The 23,575-nt window shown below is 54.9% G+C and carries 15 protein-coding genes and 2 pseudogenes; 2 read left to right on the top strand and 15 right to left on the bottom strand.

Going from position 1 to position 23,575, the window contains the following annotated elements:
• Window positions 1–16: 16 nt before the first annotated feature.
• The 6 genes from ACTJI9_RS18335 to ACTJI9_RS18310 all read right to left on the bottom strand — a co-directional run bounded on the left by ACTJI9_RS18335 (window position 17) and on the right by ACTJI9_RS18310 (window position 14,374).
• Window positions 17–3,781 (bottom strand): TonB-dependent receptor, encoded by a 3,765-nt coding sequence (locus ACTJI9_RS18335; RefSeq protein WP_440809967.1) that lies wholly within the window; start codon window positions 3,779–3,781, stop codon window positions 17–19.
• Window positions 3,778–10,623, bottom strand: a complete 6,846-nt coding sequence (locus ACTJI9_RS18330; protein WP_440809965.1) for a DUF7507 domain-containing protein — start codon at window positions 10,621–10,623, stop codon at window positions 3,778–3,780. The genes ACTJI9_RS18335 and ACTJI9_RS18330 overlap by 4 nt, the downstream gene beginning before the upstream one ends.
• 383 nt (window positions 10,624–11,006) lie before the next feature.
• On the bottom strand, window positions 11,007–11,774 hold the full coding sequence (locus tag ACTJI9_RS18325; protein ID WP_440809963.1) for a helix-turn-helix domain-containing protein: 768 nt from the start codon (window positions 11,772–11,774) through the stop codon (window positions 11,007–11,009).
• A gap of 576 nt (window positions 11,775–12,350) precedes the next feature.
• Window positions 12,351–12,809, bottom strand: coding sequence for a hypothetical protein (locus ACTJI9_RS18320; RefSeq protein ID WP_440809962.1), 459 nt, complete (start codon window positions 12,807–12,809; stop codon window positions 12,351–12,353).
• Between the two features lie 342 nt (window positions 12,810–13,151).
• A complete protein-coding gene (locus ACTJI9_RS18315) occupies window positions 13,152–13,760 on the bottom strand; it encodes a hypothetical protein (RefSeq protein ID WP_440809959.1) in 609 nt (202 codons plus the stop codon).
• Window positions 13,761–13,825: 65 nt separating this feature from the next.
• Window positions 13,826–14,374: a GNAT family N-acetyltransferase gene (locus tag ACTJI9_RS18310; protein WP_440809957.1), complete on the bottom strand. Its 549-nt coding sequence runs from the start codon at window positions 14,372–14,374 to the stop codon at window positions 13,826–13,828.
• 41 nt (window positions 14,375–14,415) lie between these two features.
• Here ACTJI9_RS18310 and ACTJI9_RS18305 point away from each other — a divergent pair, with 41 nt between their 5' ends.
• Window positions 14,416–14,571: a hypothetical protein gene (locus ACTJI9_RS18305; RefSeq protein ID WP_440809954.1), complete on the top strand. Its 156-nt coding sequence runs from the start codon at window positions 14,416–14,418 to the stop codon at window positions 14,569–14,571.
• Window positions 14,572–14,683: 112 nt separating this feature from the next.
• Here the strand turns inward: ACTJI9_RS18305 and ACTJI9_RS18300 are convergent.
• From ACTJI9_RS18300 to ACTJI9_RS18280, 5 genes and pseudogenes are all read right to left on the bottom strand, one after another.
• A pseudogene (locus tag ACTJI9_RS18300) lies at window positions 14,684–15,051 on the bottom strand (VOC family protein).
• Window positions 15,052–15,257: 206 nt separating this feature from the next.
• Complete coding sequence (locus ACTJI9_RS18295) at window positions 15,258–15,716, bottom strand: hypothetical protein (RefSeq protein WP_440809952.1); 459 nt, start codon at window positions 15,714–15,716, stop codon at window positions 15,258–15,260.
• Between the two features lie 38 nt (window positions 15,717–15,754).
• Window positions 15,755–16,465 carry a DUF930 domain-containing protein gene (locus tag ACTJI9_RS18290; RefSeq protein WP_440809949.1) on the bottom strand — a complete coding sequence of 237 codons (711 nt, stop codon included), beginning with the start codon at window positions 16,463–16,465 and terminating at the stop codon, window positions 15,755–15,757.
• A 9-nt stretch (window positions 16,466–16,474) separates the two neighbouring features.
• Window positions 16,475–17,482, bottom strand: a complete 1,008-nt coding sequence (locus ACTJI9_RS18285) for a serine hydrolase domain-containing protein (RefSeq protein WP_440809946.1) — start codon at window positions 17,480–17,482, stop codon at window positions 16,475–16,477.
• 66 nt (window positions 17,483–17,548) lie between these two features.
• Window positions 17,549–18,249 (bottom strand): annotated as a pseudogene (locus ACTJI9_RS18280) (4-hydroxybenzoate octaprenyltransferase); the annotation flags it as partial.
• 128 nt (window positions 18,250–18,377) lie between these two features.
• Here ACTJI9_RS18280 and ACTJI9_RS18275 point away from each other — a divergent pair.
• Entirely contained in the window at window positions 18,378–19,031 is a 654-nt protein-coding gene (locus ACTJI9_RS18275; RefSeq protein ID WP_440809943.1) for a GntR family transcriptional regulator, read from the top strand.
• 62 nt (window positions 19,032–19,093) lie between these two features.
• Here the strand turns inward: ACTJI9_RS18275 and ACTJI9_RS18270 are convergent, their stop codons facing one another.
• The 4 genes from ACTJI9_RS18270 to ACTJI9_RS18255 form a co-directional block, all read right to left on the bottom strand.
• The gene (locus ACTJI9_RS18270) at window positions 19,094–20,041 is read right to left on the bottom strand and encodes a pyridoxal-phosphate dependent enzyme (RefSeq protein WP_440810409.1); all 948 of its coding nucleotides are present in this window, start codon (window positions 20,039–20,041) and stop codon (window positions 19,094–19,096) included.
• An 82-nt stretch (window positions 20,042–20,123) separates the two neighbouring features.
• On the bottom strand, window positions 20,124–20,825 hold the full coding sequence (locus ACTJI9_RS18265) for a GHMP family kinase ATP-binding protein (RefSeq protein WP_440809940.1): 702 nt from the start codon (window positions 20,823–20,825) through the stop codon (window positions 20,124–20,126).
• A gap of 235 nt (window positions 20,826–21,060) precedes the next feature.
• Window positions 21,061–22,215, bottom strand: coding sequence for an NAD/NADP octopine/nopaline dehydrogenase family protein (locus ACTJI9_RS18260; protein ID WP_440809937.1), 1,155 nt, complete (start codon window positions 22,213–22,215; stop codon window positions 21,061–21,063).
• Between the two features lie 157 nt (window positions 22,216–22,372).
• Window positions 22,373–23,566, bottom strand: coding sequence for an MFS transporter (locus ACTJI9_RS18255; RefSeq protein ID WP_440809934.1), 1,194 nt, complete (start codon window positions 23,564–23,566; stop codon window positions 22,373–22,375).
• Window positions 23,567–23,575: the final 9 nt, after the last annotated feature.

Raw genomic sequence — 23,575 nt, 5'->3', positions numbered from 1 at the left:
TCTCATTTGCCTGTGTTCAGAATTTGCCGACGACATTGAGGAAGACGCCTTCGTCATCGAAGGTGAGATCTCTCAGATCATCGGAGAATGATCCAAAATTGTAGCCGGCACCGACCTTGAAGTTCTCGCCGACATGACGATAGAGCGCAACAAGGGCACCGTAGTCGGTGGTCTTGGCTTCCGGCATATGCATGACACGGCCCTCCAGCAGACCATCCCAGTTCTTGACGATATGCAGATCGGTCCGGATAATGCCGAGATGGGCGGTGGAGGTTTCCCATCCCGTGAATGAGCCGCGATCGCCGTCCAGAATGCGCTCGCGCACCTCGCCATAGCGGAAGCCGTATTTGGCACCGACCGACAGCCAGGGAACAAGATCATAGGTGAAGTCAGCGGAGATGATGTGGCTGCGCTGCGCCGGGCCGTAATCATCACCGGTGATGGCACTGACCTGGTTTTCGCCAGGAAGATCATAGACCCAGCTATATTTGAACAGCGCATTGAGGCGGTCATTGTCAACGGGCCGGTAGGCATAGCCGAAGGAGGCTTCCACATAATCACCGTCGCGGAAGGACCCTTCGCTGTCAGAGTCGGACAAAACCGCATCAACATTGGCCAGTATCCGCCAGTTCTCGCTGGTCTTCCAGCTGAGGCCTGTGGCAAACAGATAGGTGTTGCGGTTGCGGGTATCGTCGTCTGATTCCTCAAACCGGGCTTCGCCGCGGATACGCGCGTTGATCCCGCGTTCCTCATCCTTGTAGCCCACGGTCATCGAGATCGCCTTGCGGTCAAAGTCGGACCGTTCAAGGCCGGTATTTGGATCGAGCGTATCGTCCTCGATTGTTCCGGCCTCAAAGCCGCCGTCGATGGTCCACTTCTTATCGGGCGTATAAACAACGCCATAGGTCTTGGTCAGGGAGTTGCGACGCCCGAACAGGTCATAATTGTTTTCCGCATAGGTGGACAGCGTATCATCGAGCTTGCGGCGCATGCCGATGACAAAGGTGCCCTTGTCGGTTCCCTCCAGATCATAGACCCGGTCAAGATCAAAACCACGGTCCGGATCAAGCCGATAGCCGATATAGTAATTGTCATCGGCCGTTGGCGAGTAGGTGATGCCGCCAAGAGCGCCCCAGCCAGTATTGCCGTAGGAGACTTCGCCTTCGAGTGCGATCTTCTCGGTCAGCTGATATTTCGAGCCGATGCCGATGCGGTCATTGCGCTTCACATCGCCGGAGCGATCGAGTGTACCCTGGCCAAACACATAATATTTGTGATCGGCATCGGGAGCATATTCGAGCTGCGCGCCGGCATCGAGCCGTTCGCCATCATAGCCATTCTTGCCCGATAGCCGTGCAATGGGAGAGCGCAATTCGGTATAGGAAACACCGAACGACGCCTTCCAGTACTCGTTGAGCTGCTTGCTGATAACCGCCTCGCCCTTGCGCTTGGTACGGCCGCCAATGTCCCGGTCATAGAAGTCGTCATAATCACGGCCTTCCTTGAAGTCGTCATAAGTCAGCTTCAGATCGACATCCTTGGTGATGTCGACATCGGCATTGACGCCCCAGATAACCTGATCAACCGAGATCTGGTCCGACAGGGTTGAGAAGCCTGCCTCCTTTTCCTCGTAATAGCCACCGATCGTGCCTTTCATGCCATTGCCGGTGATCTCTTCAAGTGCCACCTGACCACGTGCGCGTACTGCTGTTGCGGCATGATTGCGCGTGCCGGTCGTCCCCACATCGCTGAGGGTCAGGCCGCCATCTGTGGAGCGCGAAGTGCCAAAGCCCGGTCCTTTCGAATGGGCAACCTCAGCTTCGATATAGGTCTTTTCCGAATGGCGGATCTTGATATCGGCGCCATAGGCCTGCTGGTCGGCAACGCCCGTGGTTTCGTTCATGCCGGTAACACCAATTCGAACCTTTTCATCAAACCAGTGTTGTGCGCGCCCGCCATAGACGTAACCATCAACTTCGCCAAAGGCAGGACTGTATTCATACTGGGTGATAAGATAGACCCTGTTGCCGCCAAGCGCCCCTTCACGCACCGGTGAACTGGTGCCGGTCGATGAGGACAGCGGCCGCTTGAGGATGAGCATGCCCTGGAGATAATCGAAGGTGTAGTCCTCGCCATAAACGAGGGTCTTGCGCTCGATCACCTGCCCGGTCACCTGATCGCGATATTCAACCGTCACCGTCTCCGAACCGATGGTGATGTCCTGCTGCTTGAGGAAATAGGCAGAGCCTCCGGTGCCGAGGAACTCGTCACGCTGCGGCAACGTATCGGGCTGGGCCGCATAAAGGTTCACTTCACTCTTGCGCTCGCCGAACGATGTGGTCTCTTCGGAATTGTAGACAGCGCTTGCACCATAAAGCGCCCGCTCGGAACGCATGAACTCGGTACCCTTGATCACAGCCTTGTAGTTGCCCCACATGACATGGCTGTCGCCGCGATCAAGCCGCACATAGAATTTGCCATTGGTCGGCGCATCCTCATAGGCGGTCGAGTCATCGCCATAGATCGGGTAGTACTGGTCAGGATCGACCCGCCGCAGCAGGCTTCGTGGATCCTTGTCGTCCAGACCGCGGAAGAGATGATCAATATCATCCTCTCCGGTATCACCTGCCGCAGTCAGAAGATATTTGCCCTTGATCTTGCCTTTGACATAAAAGGCAAGGCGGCCCTTGGTGTAGACCTTGTCATATTCTCCGGGCCGAACCGCTTCAATATTGGCATCGCCGGAGCGCTTGCCGACCGTAAGATCGGCCAATCCGACATAGAACCACTCATTTTGCGGAATATTGATCTGCCGGCTAAAATCAAGCGCGCTTCCCTTCAGCGAGCCAAGCACCGCCACGTCGACATCATGTTCGCCGGGCGGCAGGATGCGCTGCATGACGAAAGACTGGTTGCGGTCGAGTGGCACCACATCATCCAGGGCGCGGACCTGATAGCCTTCCGGCACATTGCGCCCATAGACCGTGACCGCGCCGCCATGAACCTGGATGTTGCGCGACCCGGTATTGTCCTCGCCCATGCCCGGCGCCACGGCGTCGGTGATCTTGTCATCTTCCTTCGGCAGTTCCCGGTCCGTGCGTGCGATAGAACGCGGCAGGGTCTCGTCGTAGCGCCCCTCCCCGTCATAAACACGCAGGATATATTTGAACCGGGTCTTGTCGTCCTCGGATCTGGGCATCACCCAGTTGGCCTGGCTGTTGACGCTCACGGGTATGACGTCAACCGGATCGCCGGTCAGTGGCTCGTCCTTTTCGAAGATGCGGATTTCCGAGCGCTTGATGAAGGCCGGATAGTTGGCTGTTGCAAAAAACGTCACCGGCTCGCCGACATTATAGGCACGGCGCACCGGCGTCGTTGACACGTTGAGAATCGGGCGGGCGTCCAGTCCATCAAACTTGACCTGGATATCAACCGCGCTCAAGCCGACATCGGCCTGGCGCTGCAGATCCGGCTTCTTCGCCGTGACCCGCCCCTTCTTCGGCGATCCGCTTTCAACAAGAGGTGCCCCGTCCACGCTGATCGAGAACGGGATTTCTCCGCCTCCGCCTGGCTGTTCCTGTTCAACATTGGCAGTAATCGGTGTGGTCGCAATATTGCTGCTGTCGATCACCTTGCCACGCAAGGGAACAACTTCCTGCGCAAATGCGCCGTGCGCCATTGTCTGCATGGCGAGCGCCGCGCAGCCGGCCAGAAGCCAGCTGCGCTTGCCAGAGGCGAATAGGGATTTGCGTGCATTCGAGCTCATGAGGGTGGTTTTCATTGGGCTGCCTCCACGCGGGTCTCAATGTTGAGTTCGTACCTGCCTTTGACCGATTTCCATCGCTGCGTGATTTCCTCCTCGATGGATTTGATCCGTGCCCTGGCAAGTTTACTGTCTGCCGATGCGCCGTAGCCGATGCGCAAGGTCGAGGGCTCGGCTGCGAGCGTCTCGATCAGTTGATCAAGGCCCCTTTCCCACTGCTTGCGCAGCACTGTCGTGCCCCGCTCGAAAGCAGCATCGGAAAGGTCGAGGCGTACGACACGTCCAATCGATGCGCCGAAGTTGAGCGTTGACATCTTGCCGGCCGTCAAACGGATAACCCGGGGGTTTTCGGTGGTGACGCGGTAACCGGTCGGCAAGGTGCGCGGATCAAGCTTCATGATGTAGTTGGAGCCAATGCGCGAATCCGGCAGATCAGCACAGGCAACATGGAAGCGTCCATGCTTGTCCGTGGTGATCAGTGAGCCGCGGACCGTGGCGATACGCACGCCCGGCAATCCGAGCTCGCCATCATCCTGGTAGCCGTTTTCATTGGCATCATCGAACACCTTGCCGACGATGTCACCGCAATCGAATACCGGTTCGATCGTGATTTCGACATCGGCACGCGCCTCCGGCGCCAGCGGATCACCGTCAGGACCATTCACAGTGGCCCTGTTGGTGTGCTTGCCAGGTCCTGCAGAACTGAGCGCCAGCATCTGCACGCGGATGACCACTTCGGCATTCGGTCCAAGCACGACATTGTCAAAGCGAACACGCTGGCCGTTGATAATGGGCGTTGCCGCCACACCATCAACGCTTGCAGAGCCCTCGACGAAGCGGAAGCCGGACGGGATGATGTCGGTGACAGACACCGCACCGGCATTTCTGCTGGAGTGGTTGGTCACCTTGATCGTGAACGGCGCTTTCTGGCCCCGCTTGATCTGGCGCAATCCCGCTTGTTTGATGATGCTGATGTCGGAAGGTTCGGCCGCCGGCATCGTGGTCGTGGTGGACGAGGTGTTGGAGGCAACAGGATTGCCGCCGGTCACACCTTCAGCTGTCGCCGAGTTTTTGATGCCGTCGGCAATACCGGCAGCATTGTCGATATCGTCCTGCGTCAGCGTATAGGTCGCTGAGAACGTCTGCGAAGCCTTGGCTGCCAGAGTGACACTTGCCGGGGTAAACGCCGACAGGGTTGCCGTCGCCGGCTTGCCGTTGAAGGTCGGCCCTGCATCCACAGGTGTTACACCGGTAATGACCTGCCCGCCGGTATTGGTCACCGTAAACGTATAGGTGAGCGTATCGCCGATACTGGCATAGCTGTTCCTGTCGACATCATTGAACGTGCCGGTCTTTTCGATAGTCAAGCGGGACAGCTCGACCGGCGGCACGACGACCGTATCGGGCGGCGATTCCACCGGCGGACCGGATGGCGGCGTGCCCGTGCCGGTGGCAGTATTGGACACATTGCCAGCTTCGATCTCGGCTTGCGTTGGTGCATAGGTTGCCGTGAAGGTGAAGCTTGCACCCGGGGCCAAGGTTTGCGGACCCTGATCGAGCACAACACCGGCATTTTGCAACAGCGGATCGTTGACAGTGACATTGGTCAGCGTCACGGCACCGGTGTTACGCACCACAAAGGCGTAACCGATCGTTTCACCCGGATCGATGACATTATTGCCGTTCTGGTCGTTGAGTGTACCGGTCTTGTCAATCGTCATGCCTGACGCCTGATCCGGCGGCACCACGACCGTGTCGGGCGGCCCTTCAACCGGCGGGCCAGACGGCGGCGTGCCAGTCGGCGTTGCCGTGTTGGAAACCGAGCCTGCATCGATATCGGCTTGGCTTGGCGTATAAACTGCCGTGAAAGTCACGCTGCCGCTTGGCGCCAGCGTCTGGGGAGCGGGTGTAACCGATAGACCAGCATTGACCAGCAGCGGATCGTTGACCGTCACACCTGTCAGCGTGACATTGCCGGTGTTCGTCACCAGGAAGGAATAGCTGACGGTCTCGCCCGGATCGAGCAGGTTGTCACCGTCCAGATCATTGAGCGTGCCGGTCTTGTCGATGGTCAGACCGGATGCCTGATCCGGAGGAACAACAACCGTGTCGGGTGGTCCCTCGACCGGCGGTCCTGAAGGCGGCGTGCCGGTGGGGGTGGCAGTATTCGACACAGAACCTGCATCGATTTCTGCCTGGGTTGGCGTATAGGTGCCGGTGAAGGTAAAGCTTGCGCCAGGCGCCAGTGTCTGCGCCGGCTCGACAACCGATACCTTCGGATCATTCACCGTGACATTGGTCAGCGTCACATTGCCGGTATTTGTGACCAGGAACGAATAGCTGATTGTCTCGCCCGGATCGAGAAGGTTGTCGCCGTCAAGATCATTGAGCGTGCCGGTCTTGTCGATGATCAGCCCTGTGGCCTGATCCGGCGGGACGATGACCGTATCGGGCGGGCCTTCAACCGGCGGTCCCGATGGCGGCGTGCCAGTCGGCGTTGCCGTATTGGTTACCTGGCCGGCATCAATCTCTCCCTGAGTCGGCGTATAGATCGCGGTGAAGGTTGCACTGCCACCAGGCGCAAGCGTCTGCGGAGCAGGTGTGACCGATATGCCGGCATTGACCAGCAGCGGATCGTTCACCGTGACACCTGTCAGCGTCACATTGCCGGTGTTGCGCACCAGGAATGAGTAGCTGACCGTCTCGCCCGGATCGAGAAGGTTGTCCCCGTCAAGATCATTGAGTGTACCGGTCTTGTCGATGGTCATGCCCGGGACCTGATCCGGAGGAACCACAACCGTGTCGGGCGGGCTTTCCGTTGGAGGCCCGGAAGGCGGCGTCCCGGTGCCAGTCGCGGTATTGGTCACCTGCCCGGCATCAATTTCTGTCTGGCTGGGCGTATAGGTGCCATGGAAGGTGAACGAACCGCGCGGCGCCAGTGTCTGCGGCGCCTCGACAACCGTCACTTTCGGATCGTTCACCGTCACACCTGTCAGCGTCACGCTGCCGGTATTGGTGACAAGGAAAGCATAGCTGACGGTCTCACCCGGATCGAGAAGGTTGTCACCGTCCAGATCGTTGAGCGTACCGGTCTTGTCGATCGTCAGGCCCGGGGCCTGATCCGGAGGAACCACAACCGTGTCGGGCGGGCTTTCCGTCGGAGGACCGGATGGCGGCGTGCCGGTACCGGTCGCCGTGTTGGTAACCTGCCCGGCGTCAATTTCCGCCTGTGTCGGCGTGTAGGTTCCATGGAAGGTGAACGAACCGCGCGGCGCCAGTGTCTGCGGTGCCTCGACAACCGCCACCTTCGGATCATTGACGGTCACGCCTGTCAGCGTCACGCCGCCGGTATTGGTGACAAGGAAAGCATAGCTGACGGTCTCGCCCGGATCGAGCAGCCCGTCGCCGTCAAGATCATTCAGTGTACCCGTCTTGTCGATCGTCAGGCCCGGAATCAGATCTGGCGGAACCACCACCGTGTCGGGCGGGCTTTCCGTTGGAGGACCGGAAGGCGGCGTGCCGGTGCCGGTCGCCGTATTGCTCACGGAACCCGCATCGATTTCCGCCTGTGTCGGCGTGTAGGTCGCGGTGAAGGTTGCGCTGCCGCCAGGCGCAAGCGTCTGCGGGCCTGGTGTTACCGCAATCCCGGCATTGATCAATAGCGGATCGTTCACCGTCACACCTGTCAGCGTCACACTGCCAGTGTTGGTAGCAAGGAATGAATAGCTGACGGTCTCGCCCGGATCGAGCAGGTTGTCACCGTCAAGATCATTGAGCGTTCCCGTCTTGTCGATGGTCAAGCCAGGCGTCTGATCCGGCGGAACGACAACCGTGTCCGGCGGCGACTCCACCGGCGGGCCAGAGGGCGGCGTACCGGTACCGGTGGCTGTGTTGGTGACCTGACCGGCATCGATCTGCGCCTGCGTTGGTGTATAGGTCGCCGTGAAGGTGAAGGAAGCAACAGGAATGAGCGTCTGCGGACCCTGATCCAGGGCTATGCCAGCATTGACCAGTAGCGGATCGTTGACCGTCACACCTGTCAGCGTGACATTGCCGGTGTTCGTCACCAGGAAGGAATAGCTGACGGTCTCGCCCGGATCGAGCAGGTTGTCACCGTCCAGATCATTGAGCGTGCCGGTCTTGTCGATGGTCAGACCGGATGCCTGATCCGGAGGAACAACAACCGTGTCGGGTGGTCCCTCGACCGGCGGTCCTGAAGGCGGCGTGCCGGTGGGGGTGGCAGTATTCGACACAGAACCTGCATCGATTTCTGCCTGGGTTGGCGTATAGGTGCCGGTGAAGGTAAAGCTTGCGCCAGGCGCCAGTGTCTGCGCCGGCTCGACAACCGATACCTTCGGATCATTCACCGTGACATTGGTCAGCGTCACATTGCCGGTATTTGTGACCAGGAACGAATAGCTGATTGTCTCGCCCGGATCGAGAAGGTTGTCGCCGTCAAGATCATTGAGCGTGCCGGTCTTGTCGATGATCAGCCCTGTGGCCTGATCCGGCGGGACGATGACCGTATCGGGCGGGCCTTCAACCGGCGGTCCCGATGGCGGCGTGCCAGTCGGCGTTGCCGTATTGGTTACCTGGCCGGCATCAATCTCTCCCTGAGTCGGCGTATAGATCGCGGTGAAGGTTGCACTGCCACCAGGCGCAAGCGTCTGCGGAGCAGGTGTGACCGATATGCCGGCATTGACCAGCAGCGGATCGTTCACCGTGACACCTGTCAGCGTCACATTGCCGGTGTTGCGCACCAGGAATGAGTAGCTGACCGTCTCGCCCGGATCGAGAAGGTTGTCCCCGTCAAGATCATTGAGTGTACCGGTCTTGTCGATGGTCATGCCCGGGACCTGATCCGGAGGAACCACAACCGTGTCGGGCGGGCTTTCCGTTGGAGGCCCGGAAGGCGGCGTCCCGGTGCCAGTCGCGGTATTGGTCACCTGCCCGGCATCAATTTCTGTCTGGCTGGGCGTATAGGTGCCATGGAAGGTGAACGAACCGCGCGGCGCCAGTGTCTGCGGCGCCTCGACAACCGTCACTTTCGGATCGTTCACCGTCACACCTGTCAGCGTCACGCTGCCGGTATTGGTGACAAGGAAAGCATAGCTGACGGTCTCACCCGGATCGAGAAGGTTGTCACCGTCCAGATCGTTGAGCGTACCGGTCTTGTCGATCGTCAGGCCCGGGGCCTGATCCGGAGGAACCACAACCGTGTCGGGCGGGCTTTCCGTCGGAGGACCGGATGGCGGCGTGCCGGTACCGGTCGCCGTGTTGGTAACCTGCCCGGCGTCAATTTCCGCCTGTGTCGGCGTGTAGGTTCCATGGAAGGTGAACGAACCGCGCGGCGCCAGTGTCTGCGGTGCCTCGACAACCGCCACCTTCGGATCATTGACGGTCACGCCTGTCAGCGTCACGCCGCCGGTATTGGTGACAAGGAAAGCATAGCTGACGGTCTCGCCCGGATCGAGCAGCCCGTCGCCGTCAAGATCATTCAGTGTACCCGTCTTGTCGATCGTCATTGCGGGATCGCCGAGGACATCAGTGTCGCTCGCGCTGTTGTTGGCGGTGTTGCTATCGGTAACGCCGGCGGGAGCTGCAACCGTTGCCGTGTTGACAAGGTTGCCGGTGAAGGTTGCAGGTATACCCATAGTAAGCCGATAGGTCACCGACGCGCCCACCGGCAGATCCGCCGTGGTGCTGATCGCTCCCGTACCACTGGCGGCATCACAGACAGCACCGCCCGTGGCGCTGCCGCACGTCCAGCTCGCTGTCGTTATGCCGGCTGGCAGAGGATCGCGCACCACTGCATTGGTGACAGCAGCGGGGCCTCTATTAGTGACAACGATATTATAAATCGTATTGCTGCCCTGCGCATAATTCGAGCTGCCATCAGACTTTGTAATCGCCAGATCGGTGCTATTGGCGTTCGTGAACGTACATAAAATGGCAGATCCAGGCCTGACATTGGCCCCGGGAATTGTGATTCTGGGCCTGGCGAACGTGCCTATCACCGCCGGATTGCCTGTCGAGGCCGCAGCTTGGTCGGTACAGACAGCGGAAGCGAGATTCCAACCGGATGGGACAACTTCGGTCAAGGTCAGGTTCGTGCCTGGTCTCGAAGCAAAGTAGTCCGGCGAAGACACCGGCGTGCCTGCCGTCGTTGTCCTCAGCGCGGTGCTGAGAACACCGGTGCCGTTCACTTGCGCTACATTGGCCATATTGACGGTGAAGGTGCCGGTGCCACCCTGACTGATCTTCCGCACTGTCAGACAGGCAGGGCGCACGGTTAACTGATGGCCAATATTGTCATTCCCGACAATGTTTGTCGCCGTGATTCGCAGCGAGGTGATCGTGCCGGTCGAATTGAAGCGAAACGTTCCGTTTTGATCGCGAGCGGGGGGGCCGAGACGGATGACACCTGCAGTATTCACCAGATCGCCGGTCACCTTGACCATTTGTGCAACCGTGGCGGTGCTGCCAGCACCAAGCGTCACGGTCAACCGAGCGTTTGTCGATTGCAAGTCAACATCAATTAAATTGAACTGGAACCAACTGGCCGGAACTGGCTGGCTGAAGTTCCATTGAATGGTGTAATCTCCACCAAACGTATACCATGAGTTCGGGGCTGGCTGCCAACCACCATCCGTGCCGGACTTCGTGACCGTGCCGGAGATGGGCATTGGCGCGAGCGTGAATGAGGTTCCCTGCACGACATTGCGCGGCGCGCAGGTTTGCGCTTGCGCGATACCGGCGAGACTTGCAAGAGCTCCGAAGGTAATCAAAACCAGCAGCCAAGCGCGGAGAAAGCGTCGGACAAAATGACCAAAGATCCCACTACCCGTGATATTTTTCATAGACAAAGATTCCCCACTCGTTGGGAGCAGCACCTGGCAGCTGCCCCCAAAACGCCTCAATTCTCCGACGACGCCCGCGCTAAAGGAGCATCAGCTCATGCTTGCAGTTCTCAAGAGTCCCCAAGGCCTCTGATTCAAACGGAAATCCTGTAACTTGCTGAAAAGCGCACTTAGTTACGTGCGCCACGAATCAGTTTGCCATAAAATCCCATCCCGATTGGGCTTATGTTCAGCACACATTTTCGCCAAAGTGATTACACAATGTTGCCCTTTTTGTGCGATCCTGCACAAAGGCTTACGATTCTTTATAAAAAGTGAAGTGAGGTTAACGACGTTGCAGCCGTGCAACAGTGACCCGCTACGGGACAGATTGCGGAGCTCTTCTACCGTTGGGCAGCTCGGCGGGTTCTGATTATTTGGCCTGGCGTGACGTGCTTAACGCGCTTCATCATGTTGGTGAGGTGGCTCTGACTCGAAAAACCGCACTGTAGCGCCACGTCTTCGATTGTGAGCGTGGTTTCGGTCAGAAGTCTTTCCGCCCGGTCAAGCCGTATCTTGGTGAGATATTGATAAGGTGCCAGACCAAAGGTTAGAGTGAAGGCGCGGATGAAATAGCTTGGAGACATCCGGCATATCCGCGTGAGATCAATGATCGTCACGCTTTCCGCCAAATGCTGGTGCATATATTCGATCACCAGTTTTGCCACATTCTTTGGAAGCGGCTTTCGTTTCGCAGGCCCAGTAGCGCTTGGTAGGGAATAGGTCCTTATCAGGTGGACGCCAAATATCGTAAACAATGAGTCCAGATAGAGGGCATTCGTCGCCCTGCCCGAAATCTCCGCTTCCATGGCCTTGGCGATCTGCAGTGCCTTAAGGTCTATATGACCAAAACGAGGGGGCTGCAGCTCCCACTTTCCCCCATCAAGCTCCGTCTCCACCAGATCCAAATAGGCCCTCTTACTGAATGCAATGGCAGCATTTTGCTTTATCACAGGCCACCGCAGGATCCGGTCAACATTGGAAGGATTGATGATCAACGTACCTACAGGAGCGTCAAATACCTGAATTTTATCACTGGAGAAGGCCGATTGCATATTGGGCACGGGTGCAAGAAGAACGCTCGCAAACTCTGCATTTGTCCGAAACAACATTGATCCAGGCGGTCTTGTTATACTGGCGACGCCTCCCAACGGGGCCTCAAATCGGTGGCCAATCTCCTCCGGAATCGCGGAGAGAAGCCCGCCCTCATTGTTTAGGTCAATTGCTATCTCAGTGTGGTTTGTCGGACCATTCATGATCAAAGAGCCAAGCGTCAAATTTGAGTTCAGTTATACCTCTTCACTTGCTCGCAAAGCGCAAGTGACTACGCTACTCCTCGATGAGTACCGTCAAACAGCGATGTTAAGATCAATTGCACCGGCCAAGGCTTGAGCACTTGTCGGAGTCTAGAGTCCTAAGAACACGCAGATCATATAAATCAAAAGTTGTAAATACCTGTAACACACGTATTGCAGGTTGCATTACAGCTCGCGAGACCAAGCATTTTCTTAGAGTTCTACAAAGTAAGTATTTAAAACAGGTATTTACTAATGATTAAGTTGATGCATTTTGTCCTAATTCGACGCACTTTGTTAGTGATCGCCAGGGACACCCTCACATCTTCAACGAACCACCAACCATTGCCCGACCTCTTTGTATGGTGCTTAGACTGCGCCACAATCAAACATTTACTGAGATAGAGATGGCTCCGTGCTTCCTGCGCTTTTATCCTCGGCTGCAAGCGGGGATTCGGCCCCTCCTGAATACTGCTCCACTGCCTGACGAATGAGAACAGCGATCGCTGCGGGCTCATAGGGTATTGACAGGACCGTAGAACGCGGCGGCAATTCCACAGTATCGGACGCTTGAGTTACAGTCAAAAACAAGGCTATGCGGGGAAACTGCACAGCTATCATTTCCGCGAGGGTCGCTTTGGTTGTTGGACCTAATCGTGCCCACTCAACGATTGCGGCATTTATGTCAGGGCGAGTCGTCAGAGCAAGATATGCCTCTTCCGTGCTGGCGGTTTCGATAACAGTAAATCCGGCGCCCTCCAGAAACTCAGTCATGAAGAACCTCGGAACGAGCTCTTCTTCAACGAGGAGCACCACTAGGGGCTTTTCCGTGGTCGTATCGGTTGTACTCATTGACTGCCCCCGGGTGGCCTGTAGCGGCGTCAGCCTGCTGAGCTGGCTGTATCAATGTTAGCGCCAATATTTAAAATTTCAAATTAATATCGCTACACTATCTGCCGCTGTTGCCACTACGACCTCTTGTACAAGACATTAGTTTCGCCTGAAGATGCAGGCAAATTAAAGGCGTACGATGTGGGGAGCGGCAAACAACATCTTCTTGAGAAGGAAGCTTTCCTGTTTGCCGTCAGTGAGGGAAACTTGGCAGACCTCGACACAGTCCTTGCGGCAGTGAGGTACTTAGGATTGTGACAAAGATGACTTATTCAGATCATACTCCGTTCAAGCCACCTGTGCCTACTTATCAAGTGATGCTATAAAGGCGTCGAATGCTTCAATGTCGTATCGAAGATCATTAGGAGCAATGGCATCAAAAAGAGGCGCTGAATCTGGCAGCTCCCAGTGAACCCGCCCACCCAACACGTCGTCCAGATGCTTGTACCACCGGAAGAGTGCCGGTTGTAACTGCACATGCAGATCAAAACGACTTCGAAGTCGAGAAGTGTCGGCATCACTTTGGCGTTTGGCAACAACCGGATCGATAATTTTCACGAAGTACGCATCTGCAAAGCCAAGTTTTCTTTCCAGGACCGCCTGGCGGGTGGTTTGGAGCTGCAGTTCCCACTGAGATTTATCGGTAACACCAATCTGCAGCAGGCACCATGAATAGTGAAGCTTCAACGGGTCGGTGTCACACACCGCATGCTCTTTTGTTTCCTCCATTGCCAAAGCATCATTCCATCGCTTGGCATTCCAGTCAGTCCAGTATTGGGCGGTCGCCAATCCTTTTTCGGGCTGAGTCTTGCGGTCAGCAGGAAATATTTCGGGCACGAGATACTGACTTGCATTGGATCGGCACCACGTGGTTTTTCCGGCCGCACTAATTCCCTCGACCACTATAATCATCAGACACCTTTAGCTTCACCAATGCGAAAGTTACCATTTCAAAAGTAGGACCCGCTTCCGACAGATCAGCAACGCAGGCGAGCCATGCCCAGAGCGTCGACATAGGCTCCCGCCTTGAACGCGTAGAACCGCTTTATGCCTTCGCGTTCGAAACCGAACTTTTCATATAGGCGGATTGCCGGAGCATTGTCAGTGTAGACCGTCAGCTCGAGACGTTTAAACGCCAGCCAGTTGTCGGCAGCATCGATCACTTCCCGGATCAATGCTGTACCTACCCCTTTCCCAACATGATCGTCATGCACTCCGATTCCCAACTCGGCGGCATGAGCACGGCGGCCAGAGTAAGGATGAAGACCAGCCTGGCCGACGATGACATTATCAATCAGAGCGACGATGATAAGCGAGTTCGGCCCTTGGCTTTCCAGCCATTTCTTTGTCTGCTCGGGTCGTTGATATGGCAACCGCAGCGTGCCGGCCCGGAATCCCGGCAGATTGATCAGGCCTGACAGGGCTTCAAAATCATCAATCCGAGCGGCGCGGATCAACTGCCGAGGTGACTGTTTTCCGGGAGTTGAATCTGAAATAGTCGATGACTGTTCGGTAGCTTGATTCATGGGAAGCTCTCCTTTTCTATAAGGGAGGAGAGCCGAGTGTCATGAACCCTGCTCGCCTCGGCAGGGTTCGCAGGTTGATCGTATCGCGACTAACGCAATGCCACTCCCGCACACCCTTCAAGGTGCGTGGTCATGAGCATGATGATGGTGATGCGAGCGTTGATCATGCGCTGATCATAGTGAAATCGGATCATTGAGCAAGGGTCATGAGAAAGCCAGGTGTGTAGTGGTCCGGAAGTTCAAAGTTGCGACACATCGATAAATCATCGGGGGAAATTCGTGGCATCCAAGAGGAAATATGCCGCTCATCTAGATCGCTATGATCTGCATGAGTTCGATACGATTGCCGAAAGGATCGCTTACATACTTTCGCAAATATCCCTCCAGTGGTTCGTCCGAAATGGTCGGAAAGCCCGCTTTCTCCAAAGTTGCGCATATATTGGAAAGATCATCGACGATAAAGCCGGGGTGCGCTTTCCTGGCTGGGGCGAAATTCGCCTCTACGCCAAGGTGCACTCTGACACCACCGTTTTCGAACCAGCATCCTCCGCGGGCAGCAAGGTTTGATGGCTTGGATACTTCGTCAAACCCAGTAGCCCTTGGTAAAAGGCTCTGGCAGCGTTTTCTTGTCCTGCGGGCATTGCGAGTTGAACGTGGTGAATTGCCTTGATCGTCATTTTCTTCCGTTCCGATCAGCTTTACATATATCGCAGATCTTATTTCATCGCCGTCGTAGTTCACAAGAGAACCGCCGGAGGGCGCACCGTCCGGCCGATGCGGTTGGCGTATTCGGCCGCCGACAACCAAGTGATTTCATCGCCGCTGCGACCCATGGAAATTCCTTGAATCCCCCTTATAAGAGGGTATGACCCTTGGGTAGGGCTCAAGCGGTTTCTCGAGCCTTTTTGGCGGCTTCGGCGTGGTCTATGTGCTTGATGAACCGATGAGCGCGAGAGACTGGATCATACAGATATTGATCCGGGCCCAACATCTTTCGCTGGTTCAATTCGGTTGTATCGAGCAGATCAAAGTCAACTTTCTCAATTGTGCAGTCCCAACCTAAGCTCTGCGATGACCATCCTTTCCTGTGGTGTCCCAAAAGACGGTCACGGGAAGAGTATCCATGATAATCGAAAGCGATAACGCCATCCGTCACGTAGATGTGGTTGCCCCAGAAACCGTCGATTGGAATAATCCGCTCCCCATAGAATCCTTCCAGAGGGGCGCGCTTGAGGAAGGCACCTGCAAGGATATGACACGCGCCGTAACCGAAGAAGATGCGGTCTGGCAGCATCCATCGTTTTTCGGGGTCTTTCTTGATACCGTGCTTTAAAACGTACATGACTTAACGTTAGCTCCGTTGCGGCGCGCGCCAACCTCTCAATCAAGTGATCCCTCATCCTCGGGAAGATTGTATTCGGCCCAGTCCTCCTTTGGGATCAGCTCCCCTATCAGGAACTCAAAGCCTGCAACCTTCTTGTGATCAGGTGTCAGTTCGCATTTGAAGCGGAGCCTGGACCATTCCCGCTTGCTGTGTAGCGCCGCCCCTTCCGCCAAAAACGCGTTTGCTGTTAGGTTCGGGTTTGCCAATGCATAAGCGATGACGCGATCGGGCTGAAATTCTTTGCTCCATGCCCCGACCTGCGCCATGGCTTCGAGGTTGCAGAGCTGCTCAATCTGATCGCCGGGTGCGAGGGCCGCCAGTTCCCTCCGGGCCTTCCGGCTTCGTGGATCGGCAAGCACCTTTTCGGACAACATACGAGATGGCTTCACCATCGCCGGCGTTTCATCATGAGGCTGAGACTCTTGCGGTACTATGGGAGCAGCCGCGTTCTCCTCCGCCTTGTCCGGCACGACCTCTGTCCTCTCGGGAAGCGAAGGTTGCCGCGGCAGTTCCGACTGTTGCTCCACAATTGGAGGCGGCGGAAGGGTGACGAATTCCACCTGAACACCTTCTTCTTCCTGCGGGGAAGATATTTTTGGAGGAACGAACAAGAGCAATACGACGACGAATAAAACTACATGAAGCAGCGTTGATGCAGCAATGCTCCACCCATTGAACCAATCTTCCGTCCGCGCCAATCCTCCCATATCTGCGTGTCAGGGTGCTGCAGCGGCAAGGCGCTGCAAAAGGTTGATGAAATGGCTGGTCCGCATACCTTTGGCGTTCTGCGCGGTATCTACTATCTGCACGACGACCAGACGCTTTGACGGCACGATGGCGATAGCTTGACCACCATAGCCCGATGCGAGCGCTGCGCAGGGGCCGAACACTTTCGGGTTCAGCGTCCACCAGAGATAGCCATACCCCATGCTTCCCCGTTCCGTGCGCGAATAGGCTGTCGTCGACTCCCTTACCCACGCAGCGGGAATGACCTGTTTGTCGCCCCACCGGCCGGCATTGAGAAAAAGCTGGCCGAAACGGGCGGCATCCCTGGCGCTGAGGCTGAAAGGATAAGCGGAATGCTTCGACTGACGTTCGGCCACGTAGCGGCCGTCACGAGCCGAGAAATCCTCCATGCCAATCGGCGCGGCAATACGTTGCGCAAAACTGTGGAAAATATCCTCGCCGGTTTGCTGCCGGTAGATTGTGCCGAGGGCGTTGAAGTCCCAATTGTTGTACCACCAGAACGAACCGGGCTGCTTGCTGCCGCGCCCGGGCCTGTTGCGCCGCATGTCGACGGTCTCATAGGCGGCTGGATGGTAGATTCCGGATCGCGCCATAAGCAGATCTCGTACTGTGGCATGCTTCTCTGCATCGGTGAGTGCCAGTGGTTTGTCGTCAATGCCGAGTTCAGCAAGGGTGCTGCCGAGCTTAATCCGCCCTTCAGAAATAGCGATGCCATAGAGAGCGCTCAACAGGCTCTTTCGGATTGATGCGACATTCACCTTGCGGGAAATATCGCCCCAGGCGGCAATCACCTTACCGTCTTGCACCACCATGACTGCCGTCGGTTTTAGACTGGCGGCATAGGTCTGAGCCTGTTTCAAGCCGTCAGCAGACCAGCCGGTAGACGCCGGATCAGCGCTTTCCCAAGGCTGTGCGCGCAGACTTCCTCCGTAGAGGATGGTAAGGAGAGTAACCGAGAAAATTAATACTATACGCATCAGCAACCTTGGACGAATGTGAGGACTATAACAGCTTCGCGTTGGCGTTTCCGTTTGAACGGATATTCACAAAGTTCCTATGACGGCCGCACCTGCCAGCAGCACTCCGGTCAAGATGTTCGCCAGGAACAGGCGATAATTTAATTCTGGACGAGCAAGGTCAATCTTCCAAGTCTGCCATCCAAGATGCGCAGCGATGACCAGCATTCCAATGGCATAAGGTGGAGACATATCCAATAACCAGCCGCCTAACGACCATGCTCCAGTCGCCAATGCATAAAGCAGGCCAATATAGATCTTGCCGTGCCTGCCGAAAAGAATTGCCGTCGATTTCAGGCCAAGGCGGGTATCGTCCCTTACATCAACATAGGCATAGACAGTGTCATAACCAATCTGCCATGCGATGGCCCCGGCCCACATGAGATAGCGCCGGGCGGGATATGTCCTGCAACTTCGGCCCATGCCATGAGCATTCCCCAGTTGAAGGCCGCGCCCAAGACGGCTTGCGGCCAATGGGTAAATCGCTTGCATGGTGGATAGATGAAGACAAGAGGCAGGACGCAGACTGCAATCAGACGTCTGTAACGCGCGAGGAAAAACAGCAGCGAACCAGCCAGAGCCAGTTGCACGCCCAGAAAGCCAAAGGCCTGGACCATGCCGATCTGCTTGCTCGTCAAAGGCCGGAAGCGGGTTCGCTCAACGTGGCCGTCAAAGTTCCGATCAGCAATATCGTTTATGGTGGAGCCCGCGCTGCGCATCAGATTTGCAAAAACCTTCCATTTTCTGTCTTGTTTATGACAGAAAAACGAAATCTATATAATCACAATGGGCTACCTCAACGCACTTTTTCGGTTCGTGGGCGCTCGATTTCGAACAGTAGTTTGGAGTATCGAGAATGCGTATGCATGAAATTCAACATACCAAGGCGTCACACACTTACAGTCTTCTTAAGGAACACATAAGGAGATTAGATCTCAAAACAGGCACCCACTTAGAAGTCGATATCCTGGCTAAAGTATTTCAAAGCAGTGTTACACCCGTAAGGGAGGCTTTATCTCGCCTCTCCTGCGAGTCTCTTATAGAGTTACAACCCAATCGTGGTTATTTTATCCGACGAGTAGACCTCTCAGAACAAATGTCTCTTCATGAGGTTGGCGATATCATATTAGGATATTCCTGCCATCGGTTGAACAGGTTCCCGCTCGAATTTGATAACTCAAAAATTACGCCCGAACATTATTGTAGCTTTCTTGAGCTTGTGGTCAGAACTGCTGGAAATCCAGAACTCAGTCAAATGTTCCAAAATTTGATGGATCGAACGTTTGGCATGATAGCTCTTCATCTACAGCGCGAAGAAGCAAAAGCAGCGGCGGCGGAAGACATCTTCGATTTCCTGAATACCCCAGATCCTGCGCTCGCTTTCGGTTGCCTTCGTAGGCTTCGCCAGCGACTTGCTGGCGAACTACCACAACTTGTTAAGGAGTCTTCCATGCGTGTAGGCGGCTCGATAGCTCAATTCGCAGGCAATTTTGCGCGTAGGCAAACGTGAGGCCAATATGCGAGCGCGACATGAATTGTGATCTAGTGCGCTTATATGCGCGGTTGGAGCCTTCAAGACGCGAGTCGACGTTGCGTTAGGACTTCGTAGTGATCCCTTGATCTCCTTCCCCAGACATACCTGCTCCAGGAATGGGCTACGTCCAGTGGGGAGGAGACCTCAACAGGATTTGATCTCAAATCTCGTGACTCGCTCAAAGAATCTAGCCAGGTGTCATTGTAGGCTGTATGATAATAGCGATGCCCCTCATCGGCCAGCATTGCCACCACGACTTTGTCCGGCGACGTTCTTGCAACCCAATCTGCAACAAGAATCGAAGCTCCGCTAGTTGGGCCCATGAACAAACCGTGTTGCTTATGCAAGGACCGCATGGCCGTGAGGGCTTCGAATGCCGTCACCCAATGCACATCATCGAACTGCGAGTGGTCGAGGTTCTTAGGTATGATGCTGTTACCGAGGCCCCGAAGGGTTCGCGGACCATCTAACTGGCCGAATAGTACGCTATTATGAGTATCAACACCAGACACGTGCAAATCAGGGAATACGTCTCGCAAGAATGTTGCAGTACCGGACATAGACCCCCCCGACCCAACGGAACCGACTAGACAGTCAACTGTCCCTAGAATCTCTGCAAGCCTCTCAGCGACCATTGCGTATGACAATGGGTTATCCGAATTGTCGTATTGTTGGGGCCAATAGGCACAAGGGTTCTCTCTCAGTACTTGATGCAGTCGGTTGAGGCGGGCAGATTGATATCCGTGAGCTTCAGCTGTTTTTGTAACGATCTCCACCTCAGCTCCGAGGCTTTTCAGCCGCGACGCCAAATAGGGATCAACTGCGGGATCGCTGATTAGTTTAATCCGGTACCCCCGGATAGAGCCTAATTTCGCAAGGGCAAGCCCGAAAGTTCCGGATGTTGTTTCGCATATGAGAGTCCCTTCACCAACTTGACCCCGGTCCTCAGCTCGATCCAACATAAAACGAGCAGGCAGCAGCTTCATTAGCTGGAAGCAGCAGGCAAAAAGGTTGGGGCGAAGTTTAATGATCCTGGGCCGTTCAATCTCGCTGATGCTATCTAACGCTTCATACGTGGACATAGGTGCCTCCATTTGCGTGGAAATACAGTTGAGGAGAAAGCCCCAGTGATCGAAGATCGGCCACTACTTGTGCTCTGATTTGCGAATCTATCGGCCCATCGGGTTCGAACATCAGACCTACAACTGTGCCACTGTGGGCGACTTGAATTCCGAGAACGTTGTTTTTCTCTGCAATTCGTTTGATTTCGATAAAATACTTTTGGGGTAAGTGCCGTTGATTAATAATTGCGCTTGCAGTCGCTACCCTGCCGAGCAGCAACGCACTACCGTTGCGGATTGCAGAACGGAGGAAGCCCCGCAAGGAGCGGAATTGTTCGATCTCTAGGGTTGAATAGCGTGCAGGGCGGTACGCCAAAGTATCAATGGGTTTATCGGGAGCTACGTTCACACTGATCAAATCAATCGGGGGTAGCCTGCCATGTAGGCTTTCAATCACCAGCCCCTCGCGTTGTGCAAAAAGGACAGCCTGACCCGCGAACATGGTGGAATCGCATGCCTGCTCCGCTTCGACCGCAATTCGTGCAATCTCGTAGGATGTCAGTGCAACATTATGGTAATTGGCCACTGCTCTTATGGAGGCAATCACGTCGGCGGTCGATGAGCCGAGACCATAGCCGACCGAGATATTGCTCTTAATTTTCAGCCGTCCACCCCCCTTGGAAGGCAAATTTCTGCGTTCTAAGAACATCTTAACGGCGTCTCGGGCCTTTGTTTTCCAAGCCGGCACGACTGTGACCTCGGTGCCTTCTGAAGCGGTGAAGGTAGCTGTCGATTTTAAAGCACTGCATGGGAGGGAAACTAGACCCCGGATAAGCGACCGCCTCTCGCGCTCGAATACGCCTTGAATTATTTCCCCGTGGTGTCCTATCGCTGATCCTGTTCCGCGCATGGAATCTGTCTTTCCGCCAAAGGGCTTACGATGGCTAATGGTTCGCGCCAGTTCTTTTCTGTACTTCTGTGGCCAACCAGTCTGGCGGTATGTAATTGATCGCTAGGTGTGGACGTTCACCAATGAAGTCACAGCCCCATTCGAAAATCTCTTTGAGATACGGTAGGTCGAGGCCTAACCGTCTTCCCAATTCGAGATAAAGTGCCATGGAATAAAAAAGGTCAGCTCTGAAGCCAGCATGTTTCGTATTGAACAGAAAGCCGCCACAAGGCTGTTCAACGAGCGGGATGTACGATTGATGAGCCGGGATAGTTCTGAATGTTGTCAATAACGAAGTTGGATCACCTATGCTGGACCCGTACTGTTCAACTTGCTTCCCATATATCGTTCCAGAATTTGGAAGCTTGATCGCTAAGTGAAGCTCTACGGTTCGAATGAGGGTCTGTATCTCGCTATCACACCTTTCCAAGAAATACGCGGAAAGCTCGGAAAGATCTGCCCACCATCGCAAGCGCGTTTTTAGCGGGGAGCCGTCCCATTGTGAGTAAGGGCCCATTATCCCGTACAAGACCGCCGGATGCAGAGATGCGGGGCTTAGGGTCATCTCTAAGTAAGAATTCAACATCACAGTAGGCTGAGGAAAAAGCCGCTGTAGCACCTCACCTATTTTATCTCGATGATATCCAGGAACGTTATCAGCGAAACCAAGGTACAGAATGTCTTTATAACCACCAAGAGTAACTGATTTTCCAAGAGACATCGTCGGGCTCGTGGCCGGAACGCCCCGAAGCCCCCACACAAAAACGTTTTCGTTGTCCGGAACTGCACTCTGCATTAACCAATCAAAGGCATTTCCCAACGCTGGAATTACACCAACATATGTTGCCTTGGTTCTGTTGAAGTGCTTTGAGGCCGCCAGGACAGTGGGTGGAAGCCCCTCATTTTGCTGCGTGAAGATTACCACGTCAGCATCGTTGACCACTGCGGTAACGTCCTCAGATACGAGATCAGGACGGCCCGACGCTATGACTTTGTTTTCCGAGATAAGTTGGATGCCTGATGCTGGCATATTCTCAGAAATCTCGCTCGCTTTGCGGGAGTGCCAAAAAACCTCTACATCTGGAAGCTGTTTAAATAACACCGCGTACAGATGACCCGTTCTTCCCCCACCGGAAATAGATACTCTCATAGAACTCTCCATTTCATGATTTCAAATTCTATGGAGATTCCAAATATAGTGCTGTTATATTCTATATATATATGAGTTTTATCATCATATACGAATGAAAGCGCGATAAGTGTCTCGCGCTATCATTTTATAGTTATCTATTCAACCGGCTTCCCGATTAAGGAGTGGGTATTGCTTCCCTGAAGGGACGTTGGTTTGCGAGAAACGCCAAAGCCACAATCGAAGCGCATGAACACGCTGCCGAAACGATTAGAACTGCGCTGCTACCAAAATTTGTCATTAATGATATCAGCAATGGTGGAGAGATCGCAGAGATCCAATTGAGTGGAAGTGCGATGCGTGAAAGAGCCTTTGCAAAGTCGCTTTTGTCGTAAAATACGAGGGGAATAGTTGATCGCGCTACGGCGAGTGCACCGCTTCCGAGGCCATAGAGTGCAAGAAAAGCAACAATAGCTAAAATCGAACCATGAGCCACAAGCAGAACGATAAGCGAGAGGAACAATATCGCAGATGATGCAATTCCCATAGTGAGACCATCCCATCGCTTGCCCACAACGATGTTCAATCCTCTCGCGCTAATTTGCAGTATTCCAAGCGCGGAGCCGAAAGCAATGGCATTTGACGCGCTTAGTCCCTCTGCCTTAAGCAATTCGATAAGGATCGCACTGAAACCAAACGTGACGAATGCGTTGAGAGCTATTGCTGTGACAATCAGAACGAACGTTCGATCATTCGGACGTACCAATTGACTATCTGGTGCTGGGTTAACTCGATCAATCTTGCTGCTTCGTGGCAGGCCGAAGATGTAAAGCGGGAGGCAAATTACGAGCAGAACTGCTGCATACGTTACGCAAGTTCCGCGCCACCCAAGTTGTGCAGTCAGAATAGAAGTTAGAGGCCAAAATACTGTGCCATACAGACCAGTAACCAACATCAGCGTTGCGATGGCGCGCCCCGCATCCCGCCCGGCAATTTCGTTAAGGAGTATATGTGCCGGAGTCGTAAGAGTGGCGCTCCCTGCAACCCCCAGGATAAGCCAGGCCAAGAAATAGGTAATAGGTGAGTGGCAAGACGACAACAATCCTAGCCCGCATGCTGCAATGACAGTACCGCAAATCATAACCTGCCGGGCTCCAAAACGTCGAAACGTGCCCGAAAGAAAAGGGGCGCAGGTTCCCATCGCTATGTAGAACACAGTAGTTCCCGCGAATATTGTCGAGATATCAAGCCCCAAATCCGCCCCGATTTCGTGGCTTATCACTGCCAAAAAGCTGACTGTTCCCCATCCAATAAGTTGGGCGATAGATAGTATAACCAGTGGCCGAAGAATCTTTTGTCCCGAACGGGTCATTTGTGTTGC

The organism is Phyllobacterium sp. 22552 (genome assembly GCF_052044585.1).
Lineage (GTDB): Bacteria > Pseudomonadota > Alphaproteobacteria > Rhizobiales > Rhizobiaceae > Phyllobacterium > Phyllobacterium ifriqiyense.
This window is presented reverse-complemented; position numbering and strand designations above follow the sequence as displayed.

Bases quoted from the DNA above. Each gene is read 5' to 3' on its own strand.
- ACTJI9_RS18335 (WP_440809967.1), bottom strand. From the start codon at position 3,781: ATGAAAACCACCCTCATGAGCTCGAATGCACGCAAATCCCTATTCGCC.
- ACTJI9_RS18330 (WP_440809965.1), bottom strand. From the start codon at position 10,623: ATGAAAAATATCACGGGTAGTGGGATCTTTGGTCATTTTGTCCGACGC.
- ACTJI9_RS18325 (WP_440809963.1), bottom strand. From the start codon at position 11,774: ATGTTGTTTCGGACAAATGCAGAGTTTGCGAGCGTTCTTCTTGCACCC.
- ACTJI9_RS18320 (WP_440809962.1), bottom strand. From the start codon at position 12,809: ATGAGTACAACCGATACGACCACGGAAAAGCCCCTAGTGGTGCTCCTC.
- ACTJI9_RS18315 (WP_440809959.1), bottom strand. From the start codon at position 13,760: ATGATTATAGTGGTCGAGGGAATTAGTGCGGCCGGAAAAACCACGTGG.
- ACTJI9_RS18310 (WP_440809957.1), bottom strand. From the start codon at position 14,374: ATGAATCAAGCTACCGAACAGTCATCGACTATTTCAGATTCAACTCCC.
- ACTJI9_RS18305 (WP_440809954.1), top strand. From the start codon at position 14,416: ATGAACCCTGCTCGCCTCGGCAGGGTTCGCAGGTTGATCGTATCGCGA.
- ACTJI9_RS18295 (WP_440809952.1), bottom strand. From the start codon at position 15,716: ATGTACGTTTTAAAGCACGGTATCAAGAAAGACCCCGAAAAACGATGG.
- ACTJI9_RS18290 (WP_440809949.1), bottom strand. From the start codon at position 16,465: ATGGGAGGATTGGCGCGGACGGAAGATTGGTTCAATGGGTGGAGCATT.
- ACTJI9_RS18285 (WP_440809946.1), bottom strand. From the start codon at position 17,482: ATGCGTATAGTATTAATTTTCTCGGTTACTCTCCTTACCATCCTCTAC.
- ACTJI9_RS18275 (WP_440809943.1), top strand. From the start codon at position 18,378: ATGCGTATGCATGAAATTCAACATACCAAGGCGTCACACACTTACAGT.
- ACTJI9_RS18270 (WP_440810409.1), bottom strand. From the start codon at position 20,041: ATGAAGCTGCTGCCTGCTCGTTTTATGTTGGATCGAGCTGAGGACCGG.
- ACTJI9_RS18265 (WP_440809940.1), bottom strand. From the start codon at position 20,825: ATGTTCTTAGAACGCAGAAATTTGCCTTCCAAGGGGGGTGGACGGCTG.
- ACTJI9_RS18260 (WP_440809937.1), bottom strand. From the start codon at position 22,215: ATGAGAGTATCTATTTCCGGTGGGGGAAGAACGGGTCATCTGTACGCG.
- ACTJI9_RS18255 (WP_440809934.1), bottom strand. From the start codon at position 23,566: ATGACCCGTTCGGGACAAAAGATTCTTCGGCCACTGGTTATACTATCT.